Origin of the sequence: Nocardioides sp. (assembly GCF_016462705.1) — a bacterium.
Classification (GTDB): domain Bacteria; phylum Actinomycetota; class Actinomycetes; order Propionibacteriales; family Nocardioidaceae; genus Nocardioides.
This window is the reverse complement of record NZ_JAEMSS010000003.1, coordinates 1-23,376: the sequence shown is the minus strand read 5'-3', so window position 1 is coordinate 23,376 and position 23,376 is coordinate 1. Positions and strand designations below refer to the sequence as shown.

At 71.9% G+C, this 23,376-nt stretch carries 26 protein-coding genes; 14 read left to right on the top strand and 12 right to left on the bottom strand.

Annotated features, from left to right (window positions below):
* Nucleotides 1-2: 2 nt before the first annotated feature.
* Genes JHD21_RS00725 through JHD21_RS00700 form a run of 6 tightly spaced genes read left to right on the top strand, consistent with a single transcriptional unit; the run spans nucleotide 3 to nucleotide 4,685 of the window.
* Nucleotides 3-1,358 (top strand): aldehyde dehydrogenase family protein, encoded by a 1,356-nt coding sequence (locus JHD21_RS00725; RefSeq protein ID WP_292670839.1) that lies wholly within the window; start codon nucleotides 3-5, stop codon nucleotides 1,356-1,358.
* Between the two features lie 29 nt (nucleotides 1,359-1,387).
* On the top strand, nucleotides 1,388-2,176 hold the full coding sequence (locus JHD21_RS00720) for a 3-oxoacyl-ACP reductase (protein ID WP_292670838.1): 789 nt from the start codon (nucleotides 1,388-1,390) through the stop codon (nucleotides 2,174-2,176).
* Entirely contained in the window at nucleotides 2,176-2,889 is a 714-nt protein-coding gene (locus JHD21_RS00715) for a gamma-glutamyl-gamma-aminobutyrate hydrolase family protein (protein ID WP_292670837.1), read from the top strand. Before JHD21_RS00720 ends, JHD21_RS00715 begins: the two co-directional genes overlap by 1 nt.
* On the top strand, nucleotides 2,886-3,878 hold the full coding sequence (locus JHD21_RS00710; RefSeq protein WP_292670836.1) for an alpha/beta hydrolase: 993 nt from the start codon (nucleotides 2,886-2,888) through the stop codon (nucleotides 3,876-3,878). The genes JHD21_RS00715 and JHD21_RS00710 overlap by 4 nt, the downstream gene beginning before the upstream one ends.
* A 9-nt stretch (nucleotides 3,879-3,887) precedes the next feature.
* The gene (locus tag JHD21_RS00705; RefSeq protein ID WP_292670835.1) at nucleotides 3,888-4,319 is read left to right on the top strand and encodes a hypothetical protein; all 432 of its coding nucleotides are present in this window, start codon (nucleotides 3,888-3,890) and stop codon (nucleotides 4,317-4,319) included.
* Between the two features lie 9 nt (nucleotides 4,320-4,328).
* On the top strand, nucleotides 4,329-4,685 hold the full coding sequence (locus JHD21_RS00700; protein WP_292670834.1) for a hypothetical protein: 357 nt from the start codon (nucleotides 4,329-4,331) through the stop codon (nucleotides 4,683-4,685).
* 12 nt (nucleotides 4,686-4,697) lie between these two features.
* Here the strand turns inward: JHD21_RS00700 and JHD21_RS00695 are convergent, their stop codons facing one another.
* The 4 genes from JHD21_RS00695 to JHD21_RS00680 form a co-directional block, all read right to left on the bottom strand.
* The gene (locus JHD21_RS00695; protein WP_292670833.1) at nucleotides 4,698-5,468 is read right to left on the bottom strand and encodes a sulfite exporter TauE/SafE family protein; all 771 of its coding nucleotides are present in this window, start codon (nucleotides 5,466-5,468) and stop codon (nucleotides 4,698-4,700) included.
* 3 nt (nucleotides 5,469-5,471) lie between these two features.
* The gene (locus tag JHD21_RS00690) at nucleotides 5,472-6,617 is read right to left on the bottom strand and encodes an SPFH domain-containing protein (protein WP_292670832.1); all 1,146 of its coding nucleotides are present in this window, start codon (nucleotides 6,615-6,617) and stop codon (nucleotides 5,472-5,474) included.
* 84 nt (nucleotides 6,618-6,701) lie between these two features.
* Nucleotides 6,702-7,163 carry an NfeD family protein gene (locus tag JHD21_RS00685; RefSeq protein ID WP_292670831.1) on the bottom strand — a complete coding sequence of 154 codons (462 nt, stop codon included), beginning with the start codon at nucleotides 7,161-7,163 and terminating at the stop codon, nucleotides 6,702-6,704.
* 9 nt (nucleotides 7,164-7,172) lie between these two features.
* A complete protein-coding gene (locus tag JHD21_RS00680) occupies nucleotides 7,173-7,964 on the bottom strand; it encodes an ABC transporter ATP-binding protein (RefSeq protein WP_292670830.1) in 792 nt (263 codons plus the stop codon).
* 39 nt (nucleotides 7,965-8,003) lie between these two features.
* Here JHD21_RS00680 and JHD21_RS00675 point away from each other — a divergent pair, with 39 nt between their 5' ends.
* Nucleotides 8,004-8,747 (top strand): hypothetical protein, encoded by a 744-nt coding sequence (locus JHD21_RS00675; RefSeq protein WP_292670829.1) that lies wholly within the window; start codon nucleotides 8,004-8,006, stop codon nucleotides 8,745-8,747.
* A gap of 13 nt (nucleotides 8,748-8,760) precedes the next feature.
* Here the strand turns inward: JHD21_RS00675 and JHD21_RS00670 are convergent, their stop codons facing one another.
* Entirely contained in the window at nucleotides 8,761-9,126 is a 366-nt protein-coding gene (locus JHD21_RS00670) for a nuclear transport factor 2 family protein (protein WP_292670827.1), read from the bottom strand.
* A 58-nt stretch (nucleotides 9,127-9,184) separates the two neighbouring features.
* On the opposite strand from JHD21_RS00670, the gene serB reads away from it, so the two are divergent.
* A complete protein-coding gene (gene serB, locus JHD21_RS00665; RefSeq protein ID WP_292670826.1) occupies nucleotides 9,185-10,414 on the top strand; it encodes a phosphoserine phosphatase SerB in 1,230 nt (409 codons plus the stop codon).
* Nucleotides 10,415-10,447: 33 nt separating this feature from the next.
* Here the strand turns inward: serB and JHD21_RS00660 are convergent, their stop codons facing one another.
* Complete coding sequence (locus JHD21_RS00660) at nucleotides 10,448-10,951, bottom strand: histidine phosphatase family protein (RefSeq protein WP_292670825.1); 504 nt, start codon at nucleotides 10,949-10,951, stop codon at nucleotides 10,448-10,450.
* A 34-nt stretch (nucleotides 10,952-10,985) separates the two neighbouring features.
* On the opposite strand from JHD21_RS00660, the gene JHD21_RS00655 reads away from it, so the two are divergent.
* Together JHD21_RS00655 and cphA are read left to right on the top strand one after the other, a co-directional pair.
* On the top strand, nucleotides 10,986-11,975 hold the full coding sequence (locus tag JHD21_RS00655) for a cyanophycinase (RefSeq protein ID WP_292670823.1): 990 nt from the start codon (nucleotides 10,986-10,988) through the stop codon (nucleotides 11,973-11,975).
* Complete coding sequence (gene cphA, locus JHD21_RS00650; RefSeq protein WP_292670822.1) at nucleotides 11,972-14,749, top strand: cyanophycin synthetase; 2,778 nt, start codon at nucleotides 11,972-11,974, stop codon at nucleotides 14,747-14,749. Before JHD21_RS00655 ends, cphA begins: the two co-directional genes overlap by 4 nt.
* A 16-nt stretch (nucleotides 14,750-14,765) precedes the next feature.
* Here cphA and JHD21_RS00645 read toward each other — a convergent pair whose 3' ends face one another.
* Genes JHD21_RS00645 through JHD21_RS00630 form a run of 4 tightly spaced genes read right to left on the bottom strand, consistent with a single transcriptional unit; the run spans nucleotide 14,766 to nucleotide 18,299 of the window.
* Nucleotides 14,766-16,496, bottom strand: coding sequence for a Mur ligase family protein (locus JHD21_RS00645; protein ID WP_292670821.1), 1,731 nt, complete (start codon nucleotides 16,494-16,496; stop codon nucleotides 14,766-14,768).
* A 51-nt stretch (nucleotides 16,497-16,547) separates the two neighbouring features.
* The gene (fabI, locus tag JHD21_RS00640) at nucleotides 16,548-17,330 is read right to left on the bottom strand and encodes an enoyl-ACP reductase FabI (protein ID WP_292670820.1); all 783 of its coding nucleotides are present in this window, start codon (nucleotides 17,328-17,330) and stop codon (nucleotides 16,548-16,550) included.
* Nucleotides 17,331-17,333: 3 nt separating this feature from the next.
* Entirely contained in the window at nucleotides 17,334-18,044 is a 711-nt protein-coding gene (gene fabG / locus JHD21_RS00635; RefSeq protein WP_292670819.1) for a 3-oxoacyl-ACP reductase FabG, read from the bottom strand.
* Between the two features lie 42 nt (nucleotides 18,045-18,086).
* Entirely contained in the window at nucleotides 18,087-18,299 is a 213-nt protein-coding gene (locus JHD21_RS00630; RefSeq protein WP_292670818.1) for a dodecin, read from the bottom strand.
* Between the two features lie 43 nt (nucleotides 18,300-18,342).
* On the opposite strand from JHD21_RS00630, the gene JHD21_RS00625 reads away from it, so the two are divergent.
* On the top strand, nucleotides 18,343-18,705 hold the full coding sequence (locus tag JHD21_RS00625; RefSeq protein WP_292670817.1) for a DUF3099 domain-containing protein: 363 nt from the start codon (nucleotides 18,343-18,345) through the stop codon (nucleotides 18,703-18,705).
* Between the two features lie 142 nt (nucleotides 18,706-18,847).
* The gene (locus JHD21_RS00620; RefSeq protein WP_292670815.1) at nucleotides 18,848-19,054 is read left to right on the top strand and encodes an acetone carboxylase; all 207 of its coding nucleotides are present in this window, start codon (nucleotides 18,848-18,850) and stop codon (nucleotides 19,052-19,054) included.
* Here the strand turns inward: JHD21_RS00620 and JHD21_RS00615 are convergent.
* Nucleotides 19,008-19,661: a maleylpyruvate isomerase family mycothiol-dependent enzyme gene (locus tag JHD21_RS00615; RefSeq protein WP_292670814.1), complete on the bottom strand. Its 654-nt coding sequence runs from the start codon at nucleotides 19,659-19,661 to the stop codon at nucleotides 19,008-19,010. The two genes, JHD21_RS00620 and JHD21_RS00615, sit on opposite strands and share 47 nt — an antisense overlap.
* A gap of 67 nt (nucleotides 19,662-19,728) precedes the next feature.
* Between JHD21_RS00615 and JHD21_RS00610 the strand changes: the two genes are divergently transcribed.
* Complete coding sequence (locus tag JHD21_RS00610) at nucleotides 19,729-20,160, top strand: MarR family transcriptional regulator (RefSeq protein WP_292670813.1); 432 nt, start codon at nucleotides 19,729-19,731, stop codon at nucleotides 20,158-20,160.
* On the opposite strand, the gene moaA is transcribed toward JHD21_RS00610, so the two are convergent.
* Nucleotides 20,157-21,146 (bottom strand): GTP 3',8-cyclase MoaA, encoded by a 990-nt coding sequence (gene moaA / locus JHD21_RS00605; protein WP_292670812.1) that lies wholly within the window; start codon nucleotides 21,144-21,146, stop codon nucleotides 20,157-20,159. The two genes, JHD21_RS00610 and moaA, sit on opposite strands and share 4 nt — an antisense overlap.
* Before the next feature lie 88 nt (nucleotides 21,147-21,234).
* On the opposite strand from moaA, the gene JHD21_RS00600 reads away from it, so the two are divergent.
* A partial coding sequence (locus tag JHD21_RS00600) for a molybdopterin-dependent oxidoreductase (RefSeq protein ID WP_292670810.1) occupies nucleotides 21,235-23,376 on the top strand: 2,142 nt, incomplete at its 3' end.

Genomic DNA, 23,376 nt, shown 5'->3' with positions numbered 1-23,376 from the left:
CCATGAGCACCTTCACCGTCATCAACCCGGCGACCGAGCAGCCGGTCGTCGACGTCCCGCTCACCGACCTGGCCGGCGCGGACGCGGCGATCGAGGCAGCACATGCCGCGTTCCCGGCCTGGCGGGCAGTGGCACCCGGCGAGCGGGCCCGGCTGCTCCGGCGGTTCGCCACCGTCGTCGAGGAGCACGTCGAGGAGCTCGCCGAGCTCGAGGTGCGCAACGCGGGCCACACCTGGGGCAACGCCCGCTGGGAGGCCGGCAACGTCCGGGACTGCCTCAACTACTACTCCGGGGCGCCCGAGCGGATGTCCGGCAAGCAGATCCCGGTGCCGGGCGGCGTGGACGTGACCTTCCACGAGCCGCTCGGGGTGGTCGGGATCATCGTCCCCTGGAACTTCCCGATGCCGATCGCCGGCTGGGGCTTCGCCCCGGCGCTGGCCGCGGGGAACACCGTGGTCCTCAAGCCCGCGGAGCTGACCCCGCTGACGGCCATCCGGCTGGGTGAGCTCGCCCTCGAGGCCGGGCTCCCGGAGCACGTCCTGACCATCGTGCCGGGCAAGGGCTCGGTGGTCGGCGAGCGCTTCGTGACCCACCCGCTGGTCCGCAAGGTCGTCTTCACCGGCTCGACCGAGGTCGGCAAGCGGGTCATGGCCGGCTGCGCCGAGCAGGTCAAGGCGGTCACCCTCGAGCTCGGTGGCAAGAGCTCCAACATCGTCTTCGCCGACGCCGACCTGGCCGCGGCGGCCGCGGCGGCGCCGTACGCCGTGTTCGACAACGCCGGCCAGGACTGCTGCGCCCGCTCGCGGATCCTGGTGGAGCGGTCGGCGTACGACGAGTTCCTCTCGCTGCTCCAGCCGGCGGTGACCGGGCTCCGGGTCCTGGACCCGGCGGACGAGGCCAGCGAGATGGGCCCGCTCATCTCGTCCGGCCAGCGCGACTCGGTGCGCGGCTTCCTCGACGAGGTCGAGGTGGCCTTCGCCGGGTCGGCCCCGACCGGACCCGGCTGGTGGGTGCCGCCGAGCGTGGTCACCGTCGACGACCCGGCGAGCCGGATCTGGCGTGAGGAGGTGTTCGGCCCCGTCGTCGCCGTGATGCCCTTCGACGACGAGGCGGACGCCGTGGCGAGGGCCAACGACACCGAGTACGGGCTCTCCGGGTCGATCTTCACCAACGACCTCGGCCGCGGCCTGCGGGTCGCCCGAGCCGTCGAGGCCGGCAACCTCTCGGTCAACTCCCACTCCTCGGTCCGCTACTGGACGCCGTTCGGCGGCTACAAGCAGTCCGGCCTCGGCCGTGAGCTCGGGCCGGACGCCCCGCTCGCGTTCACCGAGGAGAAGAACGTCTTCATCGCCCACTGACCGCCCCCTGAGGGCCAGGAAGGAACAACGTGGCAGGACGCATCCAGGACCGGGTGGCGGTCATCACCGGCGGCTGCTCGGGCATCGGCCTGGCCACCGCGAGGCGGTTCGCCGAGGAGGGCGCCCGGCTGGTCGTCGGCGACGTCAACGACGAGGCCGGCGGTCAGGTCGTCGAGGAGCTCAACCGGATCGGCGGCTCCGACGTGGCGACGTACGTCCATGTCGACGTGACCAGCAAGGACCAGGTCGACGCGCTGTTCCGGACCGCCAAGGAGACCTACGGCTCGGTCGACATCGCGTTCAACAACGCCGGCATCAGCCCGCCGGACGACGACTCGATCCTGGACACCGAGCTGGATGCCTGGCGCCGGGTGCAGGAGGTCAACCTCACCTCGGTCTACCTGTGCTGCAAGGCCGCGCTGCCCTACATGCTCGAGCAGAAGCGCGGCTCGATCATCAACACCGCGTCGTTCGTCGCGGTGATGGGCGCGGCGACCTCCCAGATCTCCTACTCGGCGTCCAAGGGTGGCGTGCTGTCGATGACCCGCGAGCTCGGCGTGCAGTTCGCCCGCGAGGGCGTCCGGGTCAACGCGCTGTGCCCGGGACCGGTCAACACGCCGCTGCTCAAGGAGCTCTTCGCGAAGGACGCCGAGCGGGCCGCCCGGCGGCTGGTGCATGTCCCGATGGGCCGGTTCGGCGAGCCCGAGGAGATGGCCAACGCCGTGCTCTTCCTCGCCTCCGACGAGTCGTCCTTCATGACGGCGAGCACCTTCCTGGTCGACGGCGGGATCTCCGGGGCCTACGTCACACCGCTGTGATGTCCCCACCGCTCATCGGACTCACCGTCTACCGCGAGGTGGCCGCGTGGGGCGTGTGGGAGCAGCGGGCCGACCTCCTCCCCGCGCAGTACGCCGAGGCGGTGACCTCGGTCGGTGGCGTGCCGGTCCTGCTGCCGCCGACCGACGCCGCCGGCGCGGCCGAGGCCGCGGTCTCGCGGCTGGACGGCCTGGTCATCTCCGGTGGTGCCGACGTCGAGCCCGCTCGCTACGACGCCGAGCCGCACCCGCGCACGGCCGGCTGGCGCCCCGACCGGGACGCCTGGGAGACCGCGCTGCTCGACGCCGCCGACGCGGTGGGCCTGCCCGTCCTGGGGGTCTGCCGCGGCATGCAGGTCATGGCCGTGCACGCCGGCGGCCGGCTGGACCAGCACACGCCGGACCTCGTCGGCCACGACGAGCACAGCCCCGGCGGCGACGTCTTCGGCGACGTCGAGGTGATCACCGAGCCCGGCACCCGGGTGGCGGGCCTGGTGGGTCCGGCCCTCGCGGTGAGCTGCCACCACCACCAGTCGGTGGCCGAGCACCCGGGGTTCACGGCGGCGGCGCGGGCCGCCGACGGCACGCTGGAGGCCATGGAGTCACCCGGCGACCGGTTCTGCGTCGGGGTGCAGTGGCACCCGGAGACAGCGGCCGACGTCGGCCTGCTCGCCGGGCTGGTCGCGGCCGCGGCGGCGTACCGTTCTGCCTCGTGAGCAGCGAGACGACCTGGGTCCCGGACGTCCTGGGCGAGCCCTATCTGGCCGAGACGTTGACCCTGCCGGACGACCACGAGGGTGAGGTGGTCGCGACGCTGGTGCACCGGCCCGGCGTGAAGCCCAAGGGCAGCCGGAAGAAGCTCACCAAGGCAGTGCTGCACGTGCACGGTTTCGCCGACTACTTCTTCCAGACCGAGTTCGCCGAGTGGTGGGCCGACCGCGGCTACGACTTCTACGCCCTCGACCTGCGCAAGTACGGCCGGTCGCTCCGACCCCACCAGACCCCCAACTACGTGGGCGACCTGAAGGAGCACTTCGACGAGATCGAGGAGGCCTGGCACCGGATCGTGGTCCGGGACGGGCACGACCACGTCGTGCTGTCCGCGCACTCGACCGGGGGCCTGGTGGTCGGGCTCTGGGCGAACGCCTTCCAGCCCGAGCAGCTCGCGGGCGTGGTGCTCAACTCCCCCTGGACCGACCTCGCCGGCGGCACCCTCCTGCGGGCGGCGAGCACGCCGGTCCTCAACCAGGTCGGAGTCCGGCAGCCGATGCGGGAGATCAAGCGGCAGGTCAGCGGCTTCTACGCGCGCAGCCTGCACCGCGACCACGAGGGCGAGTGGGACTTCGACCTGCTCTGGAAGCCGGTCCAGTCGTTCACGATCTACGCCGGTTGGCTGCGGGCGATCCGGCACGGGCACGCCGAGCTGCACCGCGGCCTGGACATCCGCTGCCCCGTGCTGGTCCTCTCGTCGGGCCGCTCGTCGACCCCGGCCGAGCTCGACGACGACGCACACGGCACCGACATCGTCCTCGACGTCGCGCAGATCCGGCAGTGGGCGACCGCCTTCGGCCCGCACGTCACCTACGTCGCGGTCGAGGGCGCCCGGCACGACGTCGTGCTCTCGCGACCCGGACCCCGCGCGCAGGTCTACGAGGAGATCGAGACCTGGCGAGCGGCGTACGTCGACCGCTCCTCCGAGTCGTAGGGTCACGGCGTGCGGGTCCTCGAGCTCGCGCTGCGGGAGGTGAGGAAGCGCCAGAGGTTCGTCGCGAGCTTCAGCGTGCGCACCCCGGGACCGGACTTCAGTGTCTCGGTCGACCGTTTCGAGCGCGGCGGTGAGGTCGAGGTCTTCCTCGCGAAGGAGGCCAAGCCCGGGAAGCCCGACGAGTGCGGCAACGTGGCGACGGTGCAGGTGGGGCGCCCGTGCTCCGGCATGGTCGGCGAGGCCGACGCCGCAGCGAACCTGCTCCGGCTGACGGTGCCGCGCGTCTGCCTCAAACGCCCGGAATGGGTCCGGGTGGGCGCCCGGTCGCAGGCCATCACCAAGCCGTACCCGTCCGACACCTGGGGCCGCCGCACGGACATCCCGAAGAACAACCCGTTGGTCAACCCACTCGGTCCCCGCGTCCACGCCGCCGCCCCCTAGGCTCGCGCCATGAACCCGATCATCGGACTGTCGCTCGGCCGCATCATCGTCGGCCTCCTCTTCTTCGTGCGCCCGGACCTCGCGGCCCGGATCATGGGGCACGACCTGGAGCGCAACCCCGAGCTGGCCCTCGGAGCCCGGCTGTTCGGCTCCCGCGACATCGCCCTGGGCGCTGCCACGCTGCTCGCCAAGGGCACCGCCCGCCGCAACCTGGTCGTGGCCGGCATCGCGGTCGACGCCGCCGACGCGGGTGCCGCCGGTCTCGGGCTCACCGACAAGTCCGTCAAGCCGGTCCCCGCGGCCCTGCTGGCCGGTGTCGCGCTGATGGCCGTCGGTCAGGGCATCGTCTCCCTGCGGAAGAAGTAGGCCCCGGCGCTCCTAGGTCAGCAGGAACACGATCAGCGCGGACAGGCCCACGACCACGATGGTCACCCGCAGGACCGGGTCCGGGAGCCGGCGCCCGACCGTCGCGCCGAGCTGCCCCCCGATCACCGAGCCGACCCCGATCAGGGCGACGACCAGCCAGTCGACCTCGGCGACGAAGGCGAACACGGTCCCGGCCACGAGGTTGACCAGCATGGCCAGGACGTTCTTGACGCCGTTGAGGCGCTGGAGGGTCTCCTGGATGCCGATCCCCATGACGGCCATCAGCAGGACCCCCTGAGCCGCGCCGAAGTAGCCGCCGTAGACGCCCGTCACCAGGACCAGGGGCCAGACCCACCAGGACCCGGTCGCCCCGGTGGGGTGCGTCCCCGTGCGCTCCCGTCGCGCCGTGATCCAGCGGGTGATCCTCGGCTGCAGGACGACCATGGTCAGGCCGAGGAGGATCAGCACCGGCACGATGGCCTCGAACGCGTCCTCGTCCAGCGTGAGGAGCAGGACCGCGCCGCCGACCGCTCCGATCACCGACGCGGCGGCGAGCCTCAGGACCCGGCCGCGCTGGCCGGCGAGCTCGCGCCGGTAGCCGATCGCCCCGGACAACGAACCCGGCACCAGCCCGATGTTGTTGGAGACGTTGGCCGTCACCGGGGGTACGCCGAACGCGAGCAACGTCGGGAAGGTGATCAGAGTGCCGGAGCCGACGACGGTGTTGATGGTCCCTGCCGCGAGCCCGGCCAGCCCGATCAGGAGCGCCTCGAGCAGCGACACCCGCTAGCTGGCAGGCGGGGCCGGAGGCGCCGGCGGAGCAGGAGGCTCGGCGGCGGGCGGCGGGTCGACCCCGCCGGTGGGTCCCGCGGCGTCCTCGGCGGCCGCGATGGCCTCCTTCACCGCCTGGTTGGCCTCGCTCAGCTCACGGTCGTGCAGGGCACCGCTGCCACCGAGCCGCTCGCGCTCCATGCTGCCCATGTCGACTCGGGTCCGGGGGCCACCCGAGTCCTTCGGGATGCCCGCGATCTCGTGGATGGACGAGCCGAGCCCCTCGAGGGCCTTGGTGATCTCGGACGGGATGACCCACACCTTGTTGGCGTCGCCCTCGGCGATCTTGGGCATCATCTGGAGGTACTGGTAGGCGAGCAGCGACTGGTCGGGCTGACCGTCGTGGATCGCCTGGAACACGGTCTGGATGGCCTGGCCCTCACCCTGGGCCCGCAGGATCTGGGCCTCCCGGTCGGCCTGGGCGCGCAGGATCTGGGACTCCCGGTCGCCCTCGGCGTTGAGGATCGCGGACTGCTTGTTGCCCTCCGCGGTGAGGATGGCCGACTGCCGCTGGCCTTCCGCGGTCAGGATGAGCGCCCGCTTGTCGCGGTCCGCCCGCATCTGCTTCTCCATCGCGTCCTTGATCGACGGCGGCGGGTCGATGCCCTTGATCTCCACCCGGTTGACCCGGATGCCCCACTTGCCGGTCGCCTCGTCGAGCACGCCGCGCAGCCCGTGGTTGATCTCCTCGCGGCTGGTCAGCGTCTGCTCGAGGTCCATGCCACCCACGATGTTGCGCAGGGTGGTCATGGTGAGCTGCTCGACGGCCTGGATGTAGTTGGCGATCTCGTAGGTCGCTGCGATCGGGTCGGTGACCTGGAAGTAGATGACCGTGTCGATCGACACCACCAGGTTGTCCTCGGTGATCACCGGCTGCGGCGGGAAGCTCACGACCTGCTCGCGCAGGTCGATGAGGTAGCGCACCTTGTCGATGAACGGCATCACGATGTTGAGCCCCGCGGGCAGGGTCTGCTTGTACTTGCCGAACCGCTCGACGATGCCGGCCCGGGCCTGCGGCACGATCCGCACCGTCTTGGCCAGCACCGTGATCACGAAGATGAACAGCAGCAGCAAGAGGATCAGGACGATCAGACCGCCCATGGGCGTCTCCTCACTCTGGGTGATGCGTCGGTTGTGCTCTACAAGACGTACGACGGAGCCGGGTCGGTTCCAGCAGGGGTCTAGTCAGGACTCTAGGCGCGGAACCGGGTGGACGTAGGCGGTGGCCCCCTTGATCTCCAGCACCTCGACCGTCTCCCCGGGCTCGATGGCGATCGTGTCGTCGTAGGGGGCGGCCGTCCAGAACTCACCAGCGAGCTTGATCCGGCCCGCCTGGAGGCCGGTGATCCGCTCGGTCACGATGCCCTGGGCACCGACCAGCTTGCCGTGGCCGAGCTGGAGCTCCGGACCCGAGTGCAGACGCTTGACCAGCGACGGCCGCACCAGGGCCAGGCAGGCGGTGGCCACGCCCGCCGCCACCAGTGCCGAGACCACGAAGCCCGCACCGGCGAGCGAGCTGACCATGCCCGCGAGCGCGCCGGCGGCGAGCATCAGCAGGATCAGGTCCATGCTGGCCAGCTCTGCGACACCCAGCACGATGGCCAGTCCCAGGAAGACCGCGGTCAGATGGTCGCTGATCCAGTCCATGGCCGAAACCTAGTGCATCCGCCGTCGTCGGGCCGCCCATCGGTCGTCGGCCTTGTCCAGCACCAGCGGCATCCCGAACGTGGTGGAGAGGTGGTCCTCGGTGAGGACCTCGTCGAGGAGTCCGCCGGCCACGACCCGGCCCTCGCGGAGCAGCAGCGCGTGGCTGAAGCCGGGAGGGATCTCCTCGACGTGGTGCGACACCAGGACCGTCGCCGGGGAGTCGGGGTCCATCGCCAGCGTCGACAGCGTCGAGACGAGGTCCTCGCGTCCGCCGAGGTCGAGCCCGGCGGCGGGCTCGTCCAGCAGGAGCAGCTCCGGGTCGGTCATCAGGGCCCGGGCGATCTGGACCCGTTTGCGCTCGCCCTCGCTGAGGGTGCCGAAGGTCCGGTCGGCGAGGTGGGCGACGCCCAGCTCGCGGAGCAGCCCGGCGGCGCGGCCGTGGTCGAGGTCGTCGTACTCCTCGCGCCAGCGTCCGACGACGCCGTACGACGCCGAGACGACGACGTCGTGCACGCGCTCGTCCCGCGGGACCCGCTCCCCCAGCGCGGCGCTGGTCAGGCCGATCCGGGGCCGCAGCTCGAACACGTCGACGGTGCCGAGCACCTCCTCGAGCACGGCCGCGACGCCGTCGGTGGGATGGATCTGGGCCGCGGCGACCTGCAGCAGGGTGGTCTTGCCGGCACCGTTGGGACCGAGGATGACCCAGCGCTCGTCCTCCTCGACCACCCAGTCGACGTCGTCGAGCAGCACTGCCTGGCCCCGCCGGACCGTCACCCCGGCGAACTCGATCACGGCGGCCATGGGCGTCACCCTATGTGGTGCGGCGTACCGTCTCCCGACGTGCCGAGCCTGCTGCCCGCCTCGATCCGGCTGGCCTGGTGGGGCACCGCCTGGCTACGCGGTCGGGTGGTCGCCGACGAGCTCATCGACGCGGTCGTGGGCGACGACGCCGTGCACCTCCTGGGCGGCCCGGAGAGCTCTCCCGAGGCGCTGGTCACCGGCCTCGGCTCTCTGCGGTCCCGCGGCGCCGACGCCGTTGGCGCGGCACTGCCGACCGACGGCGACCTGGTGGGGCTGGGCGGGCCGGCGGCCTTCAACACAGCGGCCCTCGACACCGGCGAGGCGGTCCTGGTGCTCGACGCGGCGGGGTTCGCCATCACGGGGCTGGTACCGGACCGGGTGGGCGCCGCCGTGACCTGGCGCCCGATGCCGGCCGAGCGCCGCCAGCTCCCCGACGTGGGCGAGGCGGACCGTGAGCTGCGCACCGCGCTCCTCGACGCCGCCGAGGCGCTGGCCCGGCTCGAGGTCGCGCGCTGGCGGCCGGAGGTGGCGGACCGGCTGATGAACCTCCGGCACCGGCCGCGACTCGCCACGCCACCAGGAGTCCCGCCGCGGTGCGCCGACCTCGCGGCCCGGGGCCTCCAGGCGCTCGAGATCACCGCCCTGGCGCTCGAGGACGACGGTGGCGCCCTCACGGCGTACGACGCCGGCGCGCGACGTACGGCGATCGTGCCGCTGGGACGTGCGGGACGGCGGGCGCTGGTGGCGGCGGCCTCCCCGGAGGTGTGGCCGCCGGACGCCTGACCAGTCCTCCCCGTCAGGCTGGTCCGCGCTGCGGGTGTGGTGCGACGGCCTCGGTCCAGACCTCCACGAGCCGGGTGAGCAGTCCCTGCGGATCCAGGGACCCGAAGGTCGCGACGTGGAAGGTCTCGTCACCCACGACGGTCCGCGCCCTCACCACGGCCCTGGCGCCACCGTCGACGACCTCGTCGACGTGGAACACCCAGTCGCCGGGATAGTCGCGGTTGAGGGCGACGAACGCGTCCGCGTCGAACCGCTCACCCGTGTGGACCAGCTCGACGGCGGCGTCATCGGCGAGCAGCGCCCGCAGACCGGACCAGTCGTGCGCGGCGATGCACGCACCGAAGAACACCAGGGCAGATCCCGCGGTACCGCTGCTCATGACACCCAGCATGGACCGAACCGCCGACATCACCTCGGCCACCGATAGCCTCGCAACGATGGACGGTGACATGCACGGGGAGCGGCGGCCCGACACGCTGCTGCTCACCCTGACCGGCAAGGACCGTCCCGGGGTCAGCTCGGCGATCTTCGCGACGCTGGCGCGCGCCGGCGTCGAGGTCCTCGACATCGAGCAGATCGTCCTGCGCCGCCGCCTGGTCCTCGGCGTGCTGGTGACCGCACCGCGGGACTGGAAGAAGCTGCGTGCCGCCGTCGAGCAGACCGCCGCCGAGCTCGGGATGGCCGTCGAGGTCGAGCGGGGCAGCGGCGACAACCGGGCCAGGCGGGGTGGCCGCTCGCACGTGACGGTCATCGGGACCCCGCTCAAGGCGTCGGCGATGGCCGCCATCGTCGGCCGGATCGCCGACTGCGGCGCCAACATCGACCGCATCGTCCGGATGGCGCGCTACCCGGTCACGGCCATCGACCTGCACGTCTCCGGCGTGGACCCGGAGGCGCTCCGCGGCATCCTCGCCACGGAGGCGGCGACCCAGGGCGTCGACATCGCCGTCCAGCCGGCCAACCTGCTCCGGCGCAGCATGCGGCTGATCGTCATGGACGTCGACTCGACGCTGATCCAGGGCGAGGTCATCGAGATGCTGGCCGAGCACGCCGGCTACGGCAACGAGGTCGCCGAGGTGACCGAGGCGGCGATGCGCGGAGAGCTGGACTTCGAGGAGTCGCTCAGATCGCGGGTCAAGCTGCTCGAGGGCGTCGACGTCTCAGCCTTCGACGAGGTGTACGACGCCATCGTCCTGGCTCCGGGAGCGCGCACCCTGGTCCGGGTGCTGCGGCGGCTCGGCTACCGGTTCGCGCTCGTCTCGGGCGGGTTCACCCAGATCACCGACCGGCTGGCCGAGGACCTCGGGATCCACTTCTCCCGGGCCAACGAGCTCGAGGTCGTCGACGGCAAGCTCACCGGCAACATCGTCGGCGAGGTGGTCGACCGGGCCGGCAAGGCCCGAGCACTGCGCGAGTTCGCCGCCGAGCTCGGCCTCACCGAGGCGGCCACGATCGCCATCGGCGACGGCGCCAACGACCTCGACATGCTCAACGCCGCCGGTCTGGGCATCGCCTACAACGCCAAGCCCCTGGTCCGCGACGCCGCCGACACGTCGGTCAACGTGCCCTACCTCGACGCGATCATGTACCTGCTCGGCATCAGCCGCGAGGAGATCGAGGCGGCCGACCTCGAGGCCGGCGTGGTGACCCCCGCGCCCCCCGTGTGAGGTCGTGGACCCGGGGCCGAAGCTCGCGGGGTATCAAGCCCGCCCGACGTGGAACGCCACCACCGACGCCGAGGCCTCGTCGAGCTCGGACCACCTGCCGTCGTACTCGAAGACGGTGACCGCCGAGGTCGGGTAGCCCAGCGCGAGCTCGTTGCCGGCCTCCTCGTCGCCCTCACCGTCGTCGAGGATCGTCGCGAGCGACGCCACGGTCGGGTTGTGACCCACCAGGATCACGCTGGTGATGCCGTCGTCGACCTCGCGCAGCAGGTCCAGGGCGGCCTGGGTCCCGGCGCTGTAGAGGCCCTCGTCGAGCTCGGGGTCGAGGTCCCAGCCGGCGCCCTCCACGAGGGAGTCCCAGGTCTCCTGGGTCCGGACGGCGGCCGAGACGAGGGCGAGCTCGGGCTCCACGCCGCGGGCCGCGAGCCAGCGACCGGCTTCCGCGGCGTCGGCGCGTCCTCGCTCGGCGAGACGGCGCTCGTAGTCCGTCGCACCGGTCTGCTCGGCCTTGGCGTGGCGCATCACGACGATGGTCCTCACATGACCAACTGTGTCAGGACCTAGGCTGAGCGTCATGTCTGGTCCGCTCATGATCATCGGAGGGGCCGAGGACAAGCTTCGCAAGCGCCGGATCCTCCGGGAGTTCGTCTCCGCGGCGGGGGGACTGGACGCCCGCATTGTGGTGATCCCGACCGCGTCCTCGCTGGGGCAGGAGATCGTCGACGTGTACGACGCGCTGTTCCGGGCCGAGGGGGCGGCCGAGGTCACCGTGGTCCGGCCGCACAGCCGCGAGGAGGCCTGCGACGAGGAGCTGGCCAAGCGGATCGGCGAGGCGTCCGGGATCTTCATGACCGGCGGCAACCAGCTCAAGCTGAGCGCGATCATCTGCGGTACGCCCGTCGGCGCCGCGATCGTGGCCGCCCACGAGCGCGGCGTCGCCGTCGCGGGGACCTCGGCCGGCGCCAGCATCCAGTCCAGCCACATGGTCGCGTTCGGGGTCGGCGGGGCCACCCCCAAGCAGCGGATGACCCAGGTCGCGGCCGGGCTGGGGCTGCTCCAGTCCACCGTGATCGACCAGCACTTCGACCAGCGCAACCGCTACGGTCGGCTGTTGATGATCGTCTCCCAGTCCCCGTCGCTGCTCGGGCTCGGCGTCGACGAGGACACCGCCGCGATCGTGGAGACGCACGAGGAGCTGGACGGTCCGCACGAGATCATGCGGGTGGTCGGGCGCGGGTCGGTCACGGTCATGGACCCGGCCAACCTGGTCACCAACGCCTACGAGGCGAAGCGCTCGGCGCCGATCCTCGCCAGCGGGGTCATCCTGCACGTGCTGCCCGACGGAGCCCGGTTCGACCTCACCACGCGCACCCTGCTCCCGACCGTGCAGGTGGTCGACCCGCTCGAGGAGCTGGAGATGGCGGAGGCCGGCCAGGACCTGCGCCAGATGGCCCGCGACATCGCCGCGGCCGACGCCTCCCCCACCTCGCTGCGCCGCCGGCTGCGGCGGTCCCGGGGTGCTCGACGGACGATCCGCGCCGACCAGGAGAAGAACACCCCATGACAGAACGACCGACCCCTGACCTGGCGATCCTCGAGACCCGCGTCTACCGCGGAGCCAACATCTGGTCCTATGACAAGGCCATCCACCTGGTGGTCGACCTCGGGTCGCTGGAGAGGTTCCCCACCAACACGATCCCCGGGTTCACCGACAACATCCTGGAGATGCTGCCCGGTCTCCGCGAGCACTCCTGCTCGCGCGGCAAGCGGGGCGGGTTCGTCGAGCGGCTGCACGAGGGCACCTGGCTCGGCCACGTCGCCGAGCACGCGGCCCTGGCGCTGCAGCAGGTGGTCGGGCACGACATCCGGCGCGGCAAGACCCGCGCGGTGAAGGGCGAGCCGGGTCACTACAACGTGATCTTCGGCTACGTCGACGAGCAGGTCGGTCTGGCGGCGGCGAAGCTGGCCGTCCGCCTGGTCAACCACCTCGTGCAGCCGGACCCGGAGCTGGACTGGGAGACCGAGCGCGACGAGTTCATCCTGCGCGCCGAGCGCACGGCGTTCGGTCCGTCGACCCAGGCCATCCTCGACGAGGCCGTGTCCCGGGACATCCCGTGGATCCGCCTCAACCAGTACTCCCTGGTCCAGCTCGGACAAGGGGTCCACGCCAAGCGGATCCGGGCGACCATGACCTCGGCGACGTCCGCGATCGCCGTCGACATCGCCTCGGACAAGGACCTGACCACCCGGCTGCTCGGTGCCGCCGGCCTGCCGGTCCCGAAGCAGGAGTCGGTGCGCACGGCCGACCAGGCGGTGCGGGTGGCCGAGCGGATCGGCTACCCGGTCGTCCTCAAGCCACTGGACGGCAACCACGGCCGCGGCGTCTGCCTCGACCTGACGAGCGAGGCCGAGGTCCGCGAGGCGTTCGAGATCGCGAAGGCCGAGTCCCGGCGGGGCGTGATCGTCGTCGAGTCCCTGATCCTCGGCAAGGACTACCGCTGCCTGATCATCGACGGCCGGGTGGCCGCCATCGCCGAGCGGGTGCCGGCGTCCGTGACGGGCGACGGCACGTCCACCGTCGAGCAGCTCGTCGACACCGCCAACGCCGACCCGCGGCGCGGCGTCGGCCACGAGAAGGTCCTGACCCGGATCAAGGTCGACGACGCCGCTGTCGCCCGGGTGCGCGAGCAGGGCTTCGAGATGACCGACGTCCCGCCCGAGGGTCAGATGGTGAAGCTCGCGCTCACCGGCAACATGTCCACCGGCGGCATCTCCATCGACCGCACCTACGAGGCGCACCCGGAGAACGTGGAGATCGCCGAGGAGGCGGCCCGGATGGTCGGTCTCGACATCGCGGGGATCGACTTCATCTGCCCCGACATCACCGAGCCGGTGCGGGAGACCGGCGGGGCGATCTGCGAGGTCAACGCGGCCCCGGGCTTCCGGATGCACACCCACCCGACGATCGGCGAGCCGCAGTTCATCGCCAAGCCGGTCGTCGACATGCTGTTCCCGCCGGGGGCGAAGTCCAGGATCCCGATCGTCGCGGTGACCGGTACCAACGGCAAGACCACGACCTCGCGGATGATCAGCCACATCTTCAAGGGCATGGGCCGCAAGGTCGGCATGACCTCCACCGACGGCGTCGTGATCGACGAGCGGCTGGTCATCCGGGCCGACGCGTCCGGACCGAGGTCGGCGCGGATGGTCCTCCAGAACCCCCGGGTCGACACGGCGGTGTTCGAGGTCGCCCGCGGCGGCATCCTGCGCGAGGGGCTCGGCTACGAACGGAACGACGTCGCCGTCGTCCTCAACGTCCAGCCCGACCACCTCGGCCTGCGGGGCATCGACACCGTCGAGCAGCTCGCCGACGTCAAGGCGGTCCTGGTGGAGGCCGTCCCCCGCGACGGCCACGCCGTGCTCAACGCCGACGACCCGCTCGTCCGCGAGATGCGGCGCCGCTGCTCGGGGCAGGTCGTCTGGTTCTCGATGGAGGAGCCGGGCTCGGAGATCCGGGACATGATCGACGCCCACTGCCGTCGTGGCGGCAAGGCGCTGGTCCTCAACCCGTCCGAGCGCGGCGAGATGATCGTGGTCAAGCACGGCCCCCGCGAGATGCAGCTCGCCTGGACCCACCTGCTGCCCGCGACGTTCGGCGGCCGGGCCCGGATGAACGTCCAGAACGCCCTCGGCGCCGCCGCCGCGGCGTTCGCCATCGGCGCGCCGCTGCACGACATCCGCCAGGGCCTGCGCTCCTTCTCGACCAACTACTACCTCTCCCCCGGCCGGCTCAACGAGGTCGAGGTCAACGGCGTCAACGTGATCGTCGACTACTGCCACAACGCCCCCGGGATGCGGATGCTCGGCGACTTCGTGGACCGGGTCGGCGACTCGCTGGAGTCCGCCCACGAGCTGGCCCGGCCCTCCCGGATCGGGGTCATCGCCACCGCCGGGGACCGTCGTGACGAGGACATGCGCGAGCTCGGCCACATCGCCGCCCAGCACTTCGACGTGGTCATCGTCCGCGAGGACGTCGCCCTGCGCGGCCGCGAGCGTGGCGACGTCGCCGGCCTGGTCGCCGAGGGCGTGCGTGCCGCCATGAGCGAGGGCGCCCGCTGCAAGCAGGTCGAGGAGTGCCACGAGGAGATCGTCGCGGTCCGGCACGCCATGGCCCGCGCCAACAAGGGTGACCTCGTCGTGATCTGCGTGGACATGCACGCCGAGGTGATGACCGAGCTCGAGAACTGGTCACCCCAGGCCCAGGCCGGTGCCGGCGTGAGCTCCGACGCACCCGCCGCCGACCCGGACTACCAGCCGGCCACCCCCACCGACGCCTGACGCCGCCGAGTCGGCCCTACTGTCCGTCAGTAACGCCGACTCGCTGGGCGGCTCGGACCTTGTCGGCGAGGGTCTCCGGGCTGTCCGGCGTACCGCCGTGCTCGGCGATCCAGTCGTAGGCCTCCTGGCGCTCGGCATGGCACATCAGGCCGACGACGTCGCCGGGGAGCGCCTGGCCCACCAGGGCCGAGAGACAGTCGACCTCGGTCGCGTATGCCGGGACGCCGGTGACCCCCACCCGCTCGGCCCCGGCCCGCATCAGCGTGTCGAGCTCCTCGACGGTCCGGCCACGCAGGTAGCGCTCCTTGTGCCCGATCGCGATCACGTCGGCGTCGCGGGCCGCGATCTCCCCGATCATCTCGATCAGGTCGTCGGTGCGGTCCCCGACCACACCGATGCCGAGCAGCAGCCGGCAGCCGGGCCGGCGGACGCCGTTCATGATCTCGAGCAGTGCCTCGAGGCCGGCCTCGTTGTGGGCCAGGTCCATGACGACGCTGATCTCGCCCGCGGTGACGGGGACCGAGAAGAAGTTCATCCGGCCGGGGTTGTGCTCGGCGTCGGGCAGGAAGGTGCGCAGTCCCTCGACGACGGACCGGCGTGGGATCCCCGCCGCCAGCGCCGCCGAGGCGGCCGCCAGCGTGTTCTCGACGTTGAAGTGGGACAGCCCGGCCAGGGTCATCGGTACGTCGACGAGCTCCACCAGCGGGTCCGGGTCGGCGTCGCGCTGGAGCACGGCCACCCAGCCGTCGATGATGGTCGTGGCCCGTCCGCCGGCGTCCAGCACCTCGCGGATGGCGGGGGACGACGGGTCGCGCGAGAACACCCACGGCTGGGCCGCGGTCGTGCTGCGCATGGCCAGCACCCGCGGGTCGTCGCCGTTGAGGACGGCCCAGCCGCCCTTGCGGGTGATCCGCGGGACGACCGCCTTGACCTCGGCCAGCTGGTCGAGGGTGTCGATGCCTTGTTGGCCGAGGTGGTCGGCGCTGACGTTCGTGACGACCGAGACGTCGTTGCGGACCAGCCCGATCCCCTTCAGCAGGATGCCGCCGCGGGCGGTCTCGGTGACCGCGAGCTCGACCTCGGGGTGCGCCAGCACCCTGCCGGCGCCGCTCGGCCCCGAGTAGTCGCCGGCCTCGACCAGCTCGCCGTCGACATAGATGCCGTCGGTGTTGGACCACCCGACCAGTCGACCGTCGGTCCGCGCGATGTGCGCGATCATCCGCGAGGTGGTGGTCTTGCCGTTGGTGCCGGTGACCGCGACCACGGGGATCCTCGGGGTGATGGTGTGCGGGCGCGCCCCGGGCTCGGACTCGCGCACGGCCCTCGCGGCGTGGCCGACGGTCTCCTCCACGTCGCCGCGTGGCAAGGCGTCCAGCACCTCAGCCACGGCGCGGCCCATGACCTGGGCCCGCTCGCGGTGTGCCCACGGGTAGGCCACCACGATCCGGTGCGGGTCGCTGGTCGGTCGCACCCGGACACCGAGCTTCGACGTGCCGGCCTCCGTCGCGATCGCGCGGACGAGCCGGCCCACGGCCCGGAGCGCGAACCGCTGTCGGAAGCCGGAGTCGGGAGGCCCCGGGCGGGCGTTCCGGAGACCGATCCGGGTGGCGAACCGCTGGGCCTTCTCGTCCGACGCCGACGCCAGCCCGCTGATGTCCAGCGTCAGCTTGATCGCGGCCCGCGGGAAGTAGAGGTTCGGACCCTCGAGGACCCGCAGCTCGACGAGGGACTGCGGCTCCGAGGTCACCGGCGGAACGCTACCGACAGGACCGCACGTCTCGACACCTCGGTCGCGACCTCAGGCCCCCATCGCGTGCAGGCCGCCGTCGACGTGCACGATCTCGCCGGTCGTCGCCGGGAAGAGGTCCGAGAGCAGCGCGCAGACCGCCTTGGCGGTCGGCTCCTGGTCGGTGTTGTCCCAGCCGAGCGGGGCGCGGCCGCTCCACATCGTCTCCAGGTCCTCGAACCCCGGGATCGCCTTGGCGGCGAGCGTCTTGAGCGGTCCCGCGGAGACCAGGTTGACCCGGATGCCCTCGGGACCGAGGTCGCGGGCGAGGTAGCGCGACGTGGACTCGAGTGCGGCCTTGGCCACGCCCATCCAGTCGTACGCCGGCCACGCGACGGTGGCGTCGAAGGTCAGGCCGACCACCGAGCCGCCACTCGACATCAGTGGCCGGCAGGCCTCGGTCAGCGACTTCAGCGAGTACGCCGACACCTGGACGGCCTGCGCGACGTCGGGCCACGGGCCGGTGAGGAACTTGCCGCCGAGCAGCGTCTCGGGGTTGCCGAACGCGATCGAGTGGACCACGCCGTCCAACCCGTCGACGTGCTCGCGGACCTGGTCGGCGAGACCGGCCAGGTGGTCGTCGTCGGTGACGTCCAGCTCCAGCACCGGCGGCTCGGTCGGGAGCCGCTTCGCGATCCGCCGGGTGATGCCCAGCGCGCGGCCGAAGTTGGAGATCAGGACGGTGGCGCCCTGCTCCTGGGCGTACTTCGCGGCCGCGAAGCCGATCGAGCTGTCCATGGTCACGCCCGCGACCAGGATGCGCTTGCCTTCGAGGATGCCTGTTGAGCTGGTCATCGGTCAGTGCCCCATTCCGAGTCCGCCGTCGACCGGGATCACGGCCCCGGTCACGTACGCCGCGCCGTCGCCGGCCAGCCAGGTCACCGCGGCGGCGACCTCCTCCGGGGCGGCGTACCGCCCGAGCGGCACCTGTGTCTTGATCGCTGCCTTCTGGTCGTCCGTGAGCACGCCCGTCATGTCGGTCTCGACGAACCCGGGAGCCACCACGTTGGCCGTGATCGAGCGGGACCCCAGCTCGCGGGCGATCGAGCGCGCCATCCCCACCAGGCCGGACTTCGACGCGGCGTAGTTGACCTGGCCGGCCGAGCCCAGCAGCCCGACGACCGAGGAGACGAAGACGATGCGGCCGCGCTTGAGCCGGAGCATCCCCTTCGAGGCGCGCTTGGCGAGCCGGTAGGAGCCGGTGAGGTTGGTGTCGATGACCGAGGCCCAGTCGTCCTCGGACATCCGCAGCAGCAGCGTGTCCTTGGTGATCCCGGCGTTGGCGACCAGGACCTCGACCGGTCCGTGCGCCTCCTCGACCTGGGCGAACGCCGCCTCGACCGCGTCCGGGTCGGTGATGTCGCAGCGCACGTCGAGGGTGCCGTCGGGCGCTCCGCCGTTGCGGGTCGTCACGGCGACCTTGTCGCCGAGCTCGACGAACGCCTCGGCGATCGCGCGCCCGATGCCCCGGTTGCCGCCGGTGACCAGGATGGATCTCGGTTCGCTCACTCCGGCGACGCTATCGACTACCGCCGGGTAGGCCGAAACGGGTCAGTCGTCCTCGAGCCGGAAACCGATCTTGAGCCCGACCTGGAAGTGGTTGACCTTGCCGTCCTTGACCTGGCCGCGGACCTCGGTGACCTCGAACCAGTCACAGTGCCGCAGCGTCTTGGCGGCGCGCTCGACGCCGTTGTGGATGGCCTGCTCGAGGCCCTCCGGGGAGGTCCCCACGATCTCGGTCACGCGGTAGGTCCTGTTCGTCATGCGCGCCAGCCTAGGCCGACAGGCACCGACGTACAGTTGCCCCATGGCCCGGGAGCGGAGCGACCAGCAGGACGCCGTCCGCATCACCACGGCCGCCGAGAGCCGCAACGCGGACATCGCGGTGCGCCAACGGCGCTACCTGCTCTCGATGAGCCTGCGCACGCTCTGCTTCGTCGGCGCCATCCTCGCCTCCCTCGCCGGGATCCACTGGCTGTGGCCGATCCTCATCGTCGGCGCGCTGGTCCTGCCCTACGTCGCGGTCGTCATGGCCAACGCGACGAGCCGGCGCGGGGACGGCTTCAGCCTGCTCGACAGCGCGTTCGGCCGACCCGAGCTGGGGCCCGGAAGCGGTGCCACCCAGGCAGCGGTCCAGAGCAGTCAACGTCCCGGCCACACTCGGAGTTGACTTCACCGCCGCGCGTGCAAGACTTGGGAGGCCGACCAGGTTCGTCCTCGGTCGGTGTGGTGCCGGACAGCTCTCCCCGTGGTTGGCCGGCACCACTTTTCATGTCCTCCCCCCTGTCCGTACCGACCTCGGGAGGTCCCGGGTGACGGAGATCTGCTCCGCCAAGGGCTGCCAGCAGGACGCCGCCTGGGCGCTGCTCTGGAACAACCCCAGGCTGCACACGCCTGAGCGTCGCAAGGTGTGGCTGGCCTGCGCGGACCACCGGCAGTCGCTGTCGGACTTCCTGGGCGCCCGGGGCTTCCTCATCGGGGCCGTGCCGCACGAGTCCGGCGTGGACCGCTCAGTCTGAGCCCTGGGCCCTCCAGCCGCGGGGTCGCCGCCTCGACCCGGCCGGTCAGGAGCAGCAACAGGGCGACCGCGGGACCTCGGATCTCCGGCCCGTGGCCGGCGCTCCACTCGCCGTCCGTGGCCGTGAGCGTCACGTGGCCCCAGCGTCGGCCGGCCCGGAAGGGCCAACCCATCGACCAGACCCGCTCGAGACCGGCCACCGCGGCATCGGCCTCCACCTCGAAGCGCTGTCCCAGTGGCAGGAACATGTCCTGACCGTGGACCACCAGGTCGAACAACGAGTCCGCCGTGTCGAGGGCCTTGGCCGTGGTGCGGTCGTGCGCATGGTCGCGGATGCGCGCCACGATCACGGCCGGCTCCACAGACCCGTAGCGACGCGCGATCAGCGTGTTGACCCGATGCAGGTTGAAGCCGGCCCGCGGCATGGCCGCCACCAGCTCGCGCGTGGTCACGGTGGGGATGATCGACAGGTGACCGGCGACGTCGCGCACGCGCCAGCCTTCGCACAGTGAGGGGACGTCCCAGTCCGCTGCCGACAGGGTCTCCAGCTGGTCGGCGATGCGCTGACGAAGCCCGGTCACGAGCTCCCAGTACTCGTCATCCTCCACAGCGCCTCCACTTGTCCGAACCTCGTACTACTATGGTCCGAGTTTCGGACTGATGCAAGGAGAAGCCGTGACCGACCCGTCGACCCTCAACCTGGGGCTGCTCCTCTTCATCCCCTACCGGGCGATGGAGTCGGCGGTGCTCGACGAGCTGCGGGCGCAGGGCCATGACCTGCCGATCAGCCAGGCCCGCGTCTTCCAGCGCATCGGCCCGCAGGGAACCCGGATGTCGGACCTCGCCCGCGCGGCGCAGGTCAGCAAGCAGACCCTGGGCTCCATCGTGGACCAGCTGGAGCGACGCGGCTACGTGCAGCGCGTGCCCGACCCGGCCGACGCGCGGGGCCGGATCGTCACCATCTCCCCCCTGGGGCGCCGGCTGGTCGACCTCGGTCGCCCGGTCGTGGAGAAGGTCGAGGCAGGCTGGTCGGCCAGGCTCGGACCCGAGGACACCGCTACCCTGCGCCGGCTCCTCGAGGAGCTCGTCCGCGAGTCGGAGGACTAGCCCCCGATGGCCGACATCGGCCGGTCGGGCTGGAGGAACGTCGGGTCGTCGATGCCGTGCCCGGGGAGCTTGCCGCGCATCGCGATCACCCAGCGGTCGGCGATCTCCTGGTCGTCGGCGCCGTCCCGCATCGCCGAGCGCAGGTCGGACTCGTCTCGGGCGAACAGGCAGTTGCGGACCTGACCGTCGGCGGTGAGCCGCACCCGGTCGCAGTCGCCGCAGAAGGGCCGGGTCACCGAGGCGATGACGCCGACCGTGGCCGGACCGCCGTCCACCGCCCAGAGCTCGGCGGGCGCGCTGCCCCGGGGCTCCCGAGCGGGCGTCAGGGTGTAGCGGGTCTGCAGTGCCGCGAGGATCTCCTCCGCGGTCACCATCGCGTCCCGGTCCCACCCGTGCTGGGCGTCGAGAGGCATCTGCTCGATGAAGCGCAGGTCGTAGCCGTGCGCCAGGCACCAGCCCAGCAGCTCGCCCGCCTGGTCGTCGTTGACGCCGCGAAGCAGGACGGCGTTGACCTTGACCGGCCCCAGGCCGGCGGCCTTGGCCGCCGCGAGCCCCTCGAGGACGTCGTCCAGGCGGTCGCGGAGAGTGATCTCCCGGAACGTGTCGCGGCGGATGGTGTCGAGGCTGACGTTGACCCGGTCGAGCCCTGCCTGGGCGAGCGTCGCCGCGGTGCGGGCGAGCCCGAGCGCGTTGGTGGTCAGGGACGTCTCGGGGCGCGGCTGGAGCGCCGCCGTACGCCGCACGATGTCGGCCAGCCCGCGGCGCAGCAGCGGCTCGCCGCCGGTGAAGCGCACCTCGGTGATGCCCAGGAGCTCGACACCGATGCGGATCAGCCGGACGACCTCGTCGTCGGTGAGCAGCGTCTCCTTCTGCAGCCAGTCGAGACCTTCCTCCGGCATGCAGTAGGAGCAGCGCAGGTTGCAGCGGTCGGTGAGCGAGACGCGCAGGTCCGTGGCCACGCGTCCGTAGCGGTCCGTCAGCTGCATGGACCCACTGTAGGTGCCGCCCGGCTGGTCACGGGCCGACCGGTCGCAGATGTTCCATCAACTGATGGAACTCCGCTAGCCTCCCGCCATGACCACGGATCAGGCCGACCGGGCCGTCCACCTGCGCACCTGCCCGCTCTGCGAGGCCATGTGCGGCCTCAAGGTCCACACGATCGGCACCGGACCCGACGCCCGGGTCGAGCGGATCGAGCCGGACCGTGACGACGTCTGGTCGAGGGGCCACATCTGCCCCAAGGGGACGACGCTCGGCGCCCTGCACGAGGACCCGGACCGGCTCCGGGCGCCGCTGGTCCGCGGGACCGACGGGGAGCTCCACGAGGCCACCTGGGAGGAGGCCTTCGCCCGGTGCTCCGAGCTGCTCCTGCCGGTCGTTGCGGAGCACGGGATCGGTGCGGTCACGGCGTACGTCGGCAACCCGCTCGCCCACGCGTTCGACCTGAGCCGCTACGTCGGGATCCTGATCGGGATGTCGGGGATCCCGATGATCTACTCCCCCGGCGTGGTCGACCAGTGGCCCAAGAACGTCGGCGCACACCTGATGTACGGCGGGATGTGGTCGATCCCGGTGCCCGACGTCCAGCGCACCGACCTGTTCGTCATCATGGGCGCCAACCCGTCGGCGTCGCAGGGGTCGCTCCTCGCCTGCCCGGACCTGATGGGCGAGATCACCGGCATCCGCAAGCGCGGTGGCCGGGTCGTCGTGGTCGACCCGCGGCGCACCGGGACCGCGGACAAGGCCGACGAGTGGCTGCCGGTCACCCCGGGCACGGACGCCGCGCTGCTGCTGGCGGTGGTGCAGGTGCTGTTCGCCGACGAGCTCGTCGACCTCGGGACGATCGCCGAGCTCGTGGACGGCGTCGACCGGCTCCGGGAGCTCAGCGCCGACTGGACGCCCGAGCGGGTCGCGGGGGTCACCGGCATCGACGCCGACCGGATCCGCGACCTCGCCCACGAGCTCGCGGGGACCGAGCGGGCGGTGGTCTACGGCCGGATCGGGCTGTGCAACCAGGAGTTCGGCACCCTCGCCAGCTGGCTGGTCGACGTCGTCAACATCCTCACCCGGCACTTCGACGCCCCCGGCGGGCTGATGTTCCCCCGGGCCGCGGCCTGGTCGGTCAGCACGCTGCCGATGGAGGGGCTCGACGGCGGCGCGGCCAACTTCGGCCGCTGGCGGAGCCGGGTGCGCGGCGTCCCCGAGGTCCTCGGCCACGTCCCGGTCTCCTGCCTGCACGAGGAGATCAGCACCCCGGGCCCGGGGCAGATCCGCGCCCTCATCACGGTTGCGGGCAACCCGGTGCTGTCGACCCCCGAGGGCGACCGTCTCGACGCCGCCCTGCCCGGCCTGGACTGCATGATCAGCGTCGACAACTGGGTCAACGAGACGACGCGGCACGCCGACGTCATCCTGCCGGGGCTGTCGGCGCTCGAGCAGGCGCACCACGACGACCTCATCTGGCAGTTCGCGGTCGGCAGTGGGGCGAACTACTCCGCGCCCGTCTTCCCGCCCGACCCGGACCGGCCGCGGGAGTGGGAGGTCCTCATCCGGCTGGCCGGAGCCTGCCTCGGCCAGCCGATGGCCGACGTCGACGTGGCCGCCATCGACGACGGCTTCTTCGACGTCCTGGCGATGATGCAGGGACTCGACGGGCCCTCGCTGCGGGAGCAGTACGACGAGGGCGGGCCCGAGCGGCTGCTCGACCTCACCCTCCGGACCGGTCCGTTCGGGGACCGCTACGGCGAGGCGCCCGGCGGTCTCACCCTCCAGCAGGTCAAGGACAGCCCGCACGGCGTCGACCTCGGCCCGATGGTGCCGAGGCTGGCCGAGGTGATCGCGACCGAGTCGGGCAAGGTCGTGCTGGCGCCGGACTACATCACCGACGACCTCCCGCGGCTCGCCGCGCGCCTGGACCGGAACGAGGGCGGTCTGGTCCTGACCAGCCGCCGGCACCTGCGCTCCAACAACTCCTGGATGCACAACGTCCCCGCGCTGATGAAGGGCCGGGACCGCTGCACGCTGTTGATGCACCCGGCCGACGCCGAGCGGTGCGGGGTCGCGGACACGCGCCTGGCCCGGGTGACGTCGTCGCGAGGCAGTGTGGAGGTGCCGGTCGAGCTCACCGACGGGATCAAGCAGGGCGTCGTCTCCCTCCCGCACGGGTGGGGGCACGACCGGCCGGGGGCGCGCCTGGCGGTGGCCGGCCAGCACGCC